The organism is Pricia sp. (genome assembly GCF_041745955.1).
In the GTDB taxonomy this organism is placed as follows: domain Bacteria; phylum Bacteroidota; class Bacteroidia; order Flavobacteriales; family Flavobacteriaceae; genus Pricia.
Map to the genome: position 1 here is coordinate 1 of NZ_JBGTHY010000510.1, position 5,070 is coordinate 5,070.

Annotated in this window: 5 protein-coding genes and 1 pseudogene; all 6 read left to right on the top strand. The window is 40.8% G+C overall.

The window, feature by feature from the left end; translation table 11 throughout:
* Positions 1-310: 310 nt before the first annotated feature.
* Positions 311-946 carry an acetyltransferase gene (locus tag ACEW8S_RS18010; protein WP_373519496.1) on the top strand — a complete coding sequence of 212 codons (636 nt, stop codon included), beginning with the start codon at positions 311-313 and terminating at the stop codon, positions 944-946.
* Positions 947-1,951 (top strand): N-acetylneuraminate synthase, encoded by a 1,005-nt coding sequence (gene neuB / locus ACEW8S_RS18015; protein WP_373519497.1) that lies wholly within the window; start codon positions 947-949, stop codon positions 1,949-1,951.
* Complete coding sequence (neuC, locus tag ACEW8S_RS18020; protein ID WP_373519498.1) at positions 1,948-3,123, top strand: UDP-N-acetylglucosamine 2-epimerase; 1,176 nt, start codon at positions 1,948-1,950, stop codon at positions 3,121-3,123. The genes neuB and neuC overlap by 4 nt, the downstream gene beginning before the upstream one ends.
* A complete protein-coding gene (locus tag ACEW8S_RS18025) occupies positions 3,110-4,156 on the top strand; it encodes a nucleotidyltransferase family protein (RefSeq protein ID WP_373519499.1) in 1,047 nt (348 codons plus the stop codon). The genes neuC and ACEW8S_RS18025 overlap by 14 nt, the downstream gene beginning before the upstream one ends.
* The gene (locus ACEW8S_RS18030) at positions 4,156-4,866 is read left to right on the top strand and encodes a cytidylyltransferase domain-containing protein (protein WP_373519500.1); all 711 of its coding nucleotides are present in this window, start codon (positions 4,156-4,158) and stop codon (positions 4,864-4,866) included. The genes ACEW8S_RS18025 and ACEW8S_RS18030 overlap by 1 nt, the downstream gene beginning before the upstream one ends.
* Positions 4,867-4,876: 10 nt before the next feature.
* Positions 4,877-5,070: pseudogene (locus tag ACEW8S_RS18035) on the top strand (gfo/Idh/MocA family oxidoreductase); the annotation flags it as partial.

Consider the following 5,070-nt stretch of genomic DNA (forward strand, 5'->3'; position numbering starts at 1 on the left):
TTTTCGGGATTACTATTTTTGCATTTGTTAAAGAGACTGGCCCGCGGATGAACCATGGCAACTTTATGTGGCAAACTGTCATCTGCACTTATCTATTATTTTTATCGACGGTGTCTTTTTTGACCCCGAAACTTTTGGCTAAGGAACCGCTATCCATAAAAAAAATAATAGTATTCGGATTTCTTTGCTTACACGCTTTGTCAGGAATTTTGTATCTATCTAAAATTGCACTAACTTCTAATTATGTTTAGCATTATAAGATTGTATACGTTATTAAAATAATTCGACATAACTTAAAAACGCGCGGACTTTGATTGAAGCAGCTCCAAAAATATTATACATTTTAGGGTATTCCGGACATGCTTATACCGTCATTGATGTGGCCTTGTCCAATGATTTTTCCATTAGAGGTTACTTTGATACGAAAAAAAATGTAATTGACCCTTACAGATTACATTTTCTTGGGTACGAACATGAAACGAACATTAAAAAAATAACAAAGGAGGCCTATGTTTTCGCATCCATTGGCTCAAATGTCTTGCGTAGAAAAACCATAGATTTTATTGAAGCGAATGCGTTAAATCAAATTCTACTCGTCGACCCAAGCGCATCGGTTTCTTCCATGGCGTTAATTGGCGATTCCACACTTATCGCACCAAAAGCAGTAATCAATAGTATGGCGGTTATAGGTAAAGGATGTATCGTGAATAGCGGTGCTCTGATAGAACACGAATGTAAAATAGGTGATTTTACGCATATCGCTCCGGGAGCGGTTTTGGCCGGTGATGTCACCGTTGGTAGCAACGTTTTTGTGGGGGCCAATTCCGTAATCAAGCAGGGTGTAACTATCGGTAACGATGTCGTTATCGGAGCAGGAGCGGTTATACTTCGAAATATACCTGATGGCCAGACGTGGGTAGGTAATCCAGGTAAAATGATTAGCTAAATGAAGAATAAAACAGTAATAATTGCCGAGGCCGGGGTAAACCATAATGGTGATATGGCGCTTGCCAAAAAACTGATCGATGTAGCCGCCGAAGCAGGCGTAGATTATGTGAAATTCCAGACCTTCAATTCCAAAAAATTGGTGAGCAAGAGCGCTCAAAAGGCAGATTACCAAATAAAAAACACCAAAGACGCTACCGACACCCAATTGGTGATGCTCCAAAGATTGGAACTTAGCAAAGACCAACATTTTGAACTTATTGCCTATTGTAAATCGAAGGGGATAAATTTCTTGTCCACTGGCTTTGATCTTGATAGTCTAGATTTTCTTTACGAGTTGGGTATACGATTGTTCAAGGTGCCATCTGGTGAAATCACCAATCTGCCCTATCTGAAGAAAATCGGTTCTCTGGGGGAAAATATCATCATTTCTACGGGAATGGCAGATTTAAAGGAGGTAGAGGACGCTCTGAATATTATACTCCATGAGGGTGTCGACAAAAAGAATGTGACCATATTACATTGTAACACCGAGTATCCGACACCCATGGAAGATGTCAATCTACGGGCAATGGGCACTATTGGAGAAAAATTGGGGGTAAATATCGGGTATTCGGATCACACCTTGGGTATCGAAGTGCCCATTGCGGCAGTGGCATTGGGAGCTACGGTTATCGAAAAACATTTTACCCTTGACCGAACCTTGCCCGGTCCCGATCATAGGGCATCCTTAGAGCCAAATGAACTGATTGACATGGTCAAGGCCATACGGAATATTGAACTTTCACTTGGCCATGGTAAAAAAGAACCGAGCCCGAGCGAAATGAAAAACAAAGCCATCGCTAGAAAAAGCATAGTGGCAAATAATAACATTATCAAGGGGGAGGTTTTTACCGAACAAAACCTTACCATTAAGCGGCCGGGAACCGGTATTTCTCCCATGCAATGGGACGAAATAATTGGAACAAAAGCAACAAGGGACTATAGCGAAGACGATTTGATATGAGAAAAATTGCGGTCGTTACCGGTTCACGTGCCGAATATGGGCTTTTAAAGCCGTTGTTAAGCGCAATCGAATCCGAAAAAAGCATGCAGCTTTCTTTGTTGGTAACAGGAATGCATCTGACGCCCAAATTCGGGAATACCTATAAACAAATAGAAGAGGATGGTTTTACCATAGATGCCATGGTAGAAGACGGTCTTGATGGGGATACTTCGGTAGCAGTAACTAAGGCAATGGGGACGGTTCTAATAGGTTTCGCCGATGTTTTTGATGAAATAAAACCCGATATTTTGGTGGTTCTTGGCGATCGGAGCGAAATCTTATCGGCTGTAATAGCAGCAGTTATCGCGAACATTCCTGTCGCCCATATTCATGGAGGAGAGACCACGGAAGGCGCATATGACGAATACATTAGGCACGCTCTGACTAAAATGAGCCAACTTCATTTTACCTCGACCGAAACGTATCGAAACCGTGTGATACAATTGGGGGAACATCCCGATAGGGTCTTCAATGTAGGCGCAATAGGTATAGATAGTATAAGAAAGCTTGAGCTTTACGATAAAAAAACTTTTGAAAAGTCCATTTCAAAACCGTTGGATAAAAAATCGGCATTGATTACTTTTCATCCGGTAACGCTTGAAAATGCGACGGCAAGCTTCCAGTTTGGGGAACTGCTAGAGGCACTCGACCGTTTGGAAAAAACCACCTTAATTTTCACCAAGCCCAACTCAGATCGGGATGGTCTAGTTATCATTGAAATGATCGATGATTATGTGTCTAAAAATCCGGACAAGGCAATAGCTTTTCCATCCTTAGGGCAGTTGCGTTATCTTTCCGCACTTCAATATGTTACTTTTGTAATCGGAAACTCATCGAGCGGTATATTGGAAGTCCCCTATTTTAAAATCCCGACAATAAATATAGGCGATCGGCAGAAGGGAAGGTTGGCTCCGGATAGTGTCATTCATTGCGAGCCCAACTTTAAAGCCATATCAGAAGCGATCAGCAAATCTCAAGACCCATGTTTCCGAAAATCAATTAAGAGCCAAAAGAATCTTTATGGAGAGGGTCATACCACCGAAGAAATCGTAAAACAATTGCATAGATTTGATATCACCAAGACAAAAAAAACATTTTACGATTTAAAAAACATAGCGTTTGAGAAACTTTAGAGACCACATTATTCTATCTGAAAGCACGGTGAAACAGGCGTTAGTGAAGTTAAACGACTTAGCTAGCGATGCTATCCTGTTCGTGGCCGACAAGGAAGATGTCTTGTTGGGCTCGTTGACCGACGGCGATATCAGAAGAGGGCTAATCAAGGGCATTTCTATTGAAAATACCGTAAATGAAGTAATACAGCACAATCCGAAATTTGTGCGAAAAGGGGAGCAACATATCGAAAAAATCATCGAGTATAGAGAAGGGCAATATAAAATCTTGCCCGTAGTCGACCACGAGAATAGAATTGTCAATGTTATTAATTTTAGGGTGCTTCGATCCTATTTACCGGTAGATGCGGTTATTATGGCAGGTGGAATAGGGTCTCGTCTTAGACCTTTGACAGAAGACACCCCGAAACCCTTGCTAAAAATCGGTGGCAAACCAATTATGGAGCATAATCTGGACCGCTTGACTTTATATGGGATTGACGATTATTGGGTTTCGGTAAAGTACCTCGGGGAACAAATTGAAGATTATTTTGGAAACGGTATGTCAAAAAACATCAATATTAAATACGTCTGGGAAAATGAACCTATGGGTACTATCGGAGCCGTTTCTAAAATCGAAGACTTTCGACATGACTATGTTTTGTTGACTAATTCAGATATTCTTACCAACCTCGATTATGAGCATTTTTTTTTAGATTTTAAAAAGCAGGAGGCTGATTTATCGGTCGTCACCATTCCATATCAAGTAAATATACCGTACGGTGTACTGGAAACGAGTAATGGACATGTCGTAAGTTTAAAGGAGAAACCGACGTATACTTATTACTCTAATGGAGGGATTTACCTAATTAAAAAATCCGCCTTGTCCTATTTGCCGAAGAGCACTTTTTTCGATGCGACTGATTTGATGAAAGCCTTGATAGCAGATTGCAAAAAAATTATTTCATACCCATTATCCGGATACTGGCTCGATATCGGCAAGCACGAAGATTTTGAAAAAGCGCAAAGAGACCTGCAACAAATCAAATTTTGATGAATATTCTAATAACACTTTGCGGTAGAGGAGGTTCAAAAGGCATTCCCGGAAAGAATATTAAGATGCTTAACGGTAAACCTTTGTTAGCATATTCTATTGACCACGCCCAACAGTTTGCCCAAAACCGCAAAAGCGTAGATATCGCCCTTTCCACCGATGATGCTGAAATCATTTCGATTGCTAACGAATATGGTCTCAACACCGAATATGTAAGACCTGATTATTTGGCAAACGATACCGTTGGCAAAATCGACGTACTAAACGACATTCTGAATTATCAAGAGGCAAGCTTAAAAAAAACATACGATATCCTATTAGATCTTGACATTACTTCTCCTTTAAGAACCCAAAAAGATTTGGACGATGGGCTTGATAAATTGTTGGCCGATAAAGAGGCCCTAAATCTTTTTTCGGTTTCGAAACCGCATAAAAATCCGTATTTCAATGTGGTTGAGGTTGACGAAGAGGGGTATTGTAGGTTGGTGAAGCCTAGTGATAGTCGTTCCAGGCAATCTGCACCCCTAGTTTACGATATGAATGCGTCGTTCTATTTTTACCGAAAGCTTTTCTTTGAAAACGGCCTAAACTCGGCTATTACCGAGCGGAGCCTTCTTTTTTTAATGGACCATGTCTGTTTTGATTTGGATGAGCCCATTGATTTCGATATTATGGAATATCTCTTGGCCCATAACAAAATAACGCTATAGCTGCTAACGGATGAAAGTACTGATTATCGGTTTGGGCTCTATCGCACAGAAGCATATTCATGTCTTGCGTGAAATCCACCCAAAAGTCGAAATATATGCGCTCCGTTCTTCAAAACCAGCGTCCGAACACGAAGGGGTTACCAATCTTTACGGGTGGGAGGAAGTAACCGACCACCCATTTTATTTTGTGCTGATTTCTAGTCC

What these genes read in the sequence shown, in the direction of transcription:
- ACEW8S_RS18030 (WP_373519500.1), top strand. Translation starts at nt 4,156, where the DNA reads ATGAATATTCTAATAACACTTTGCGGTAGAGGAGGTTCAAAAGGCATT.
- neuC (WP_373519498.1), top strand. Translation starts at nt 1,948, where the DNA reads ATGAGAAAAATTGCGGTCGTTACCGGTTCACGTGCCGAATATGGGCTT.
- neuB (WP_373519497.1), top strand. Translation starts at nt 947, where the DNA reads ATGAAGAATAAAACAGTAATAATTGCCGAGGCCGGGGTAAACCATAAT.